General features: G+C 48.9%; 1 protein-coding gene. It reads right to left on the reverse strand.

All coding sequences use genetic code 11. The features are described 5' to 3' along the window. Positions 1 to 550 (reverse strand): cadherin repeat domain-containing protein (locus JCM14374_RS13860; RefSeq protein WP_172674241.1); only part of this gene is annotated, 550 nt, incomplete at both ends.

A 550-nucleotide genomic window follows, 5' to 3' on the forward strand; every position in this document is an offset into this window, starting at 1 on the left:
TCCATCCGCATTCCTGGCTTTGAATGTCAGATTTGTTGTTTCCGGTGTTTGCGGAGTGTAAGTATAGCTGGCACTGGCTGCCGTAAAGGCGCCATTGTTCACGGATACCAGATAAGTCAATGTACCCCCATTTGGATCCTTAAATATGTTGTTCAGATTCAGGGTATAGGGAGAGCCCATAATTACTTCTGCCGTTACTTGGGAAGGAACTCCCGCCTTGAGCACCGGCTTATCCTCTACTATCAGCGTAAAGAGCTGGGTAGCGTCAGGCTCTATTCCATTGACGGCAGTAACCTTAAAAGTATATGTTCCTACAGGCAAGTTACCGTTAATGGTCATCTCTCCGGTTGAACTATCGATACTTACGCCTGCAGGGGCATCGGTAATGGAATAGGAATACACCGGTGGTACACCGATGGCCGTTACCAGGAACGTACCTCCTATCACGCTGCCTACTTTATAGCTGTTCGCGCTGGCGATTCTGGGTGCAGCAGTAGTCTGCCATTGCAGTACCGGATAGGAAGTTCCTTCCGTAATGTGCCAGATACCA

It is taken from the genome of Syntrophomonas palmitatica JCM 14374, assembly GCF_001311885.1.
Lineage (GTDB): Bacteria > Bacillota > Syntrophomonadia > Syntrophomonadales > Syntrophomonadaceae > Syntrophomonas_A > Syntrophomonas_A palmitatica.